Source organism: Dietzia sp. DQ11-44 (assembly GCF_014145205.1).
Lineage (GTDB): Bacteria > Actinomycetota > Actinomycetes > Mycobacteriales > Mycobacteriaceae > Dietzia > Dietzia natronolimnaea.
In genome coordinates this window covers 1-356 of sequence record NZ_JAALEC010000666.1, presented here as the reverse complement: position 1 = coordinate 356, position 356 = coordinate 1, and the positions used below count along the sequence as shown (strand labels likewise).

Annotated in this window: 1 protein-coding gene; it reads left to right on the top strand. The window is 71.1% G+C overall.

What is annotated here, in order from left to right; all coding sequences use genetic code 11:
* Positions 1-246 (top strand): asparagine synthase-related protein (locus tag G6018_RS15260; RefSeq protein ID WP_241732151.1); only part of this gene is annotated, 246 nt, incomplete at its 5' end.
* Positions 247-356: the final 110 nt, after the last annotated feature.

The following is a 356-nucleotide window of genomic DNA, read 5'->3' as shown; positions in this document are numbered from 1 at the left end:
TCCCGCCACTGGCTGGCCGGACCGGAGCTGCACGACTGGGCGCGGGCGCAGGTCCTGGCCTCGGGCACCGACGAGTTCGTGGACAAGGCCGCCGTGATGCGCATGCTCGACGAGCACCGCCGTGGCGAGTCCGACCACAGCCGCCGGATCTGGACGATGCTGTGCTTCATGATCTGGCACGGCATCTTCGTGGAGGGCCGCATCACCCCGGACATCGAGCAGCGGGACTACCCCGTGCGCCTCTAGCCCGACCCGACCCCGCCGCCAGCCGGACCCGATCTCGGGCCCCCGCGGGCCCGACCCATCGAGAAGAGCGTTCCGCACACACCCTCTCGGGGAATGCGTGCGGAACGCTC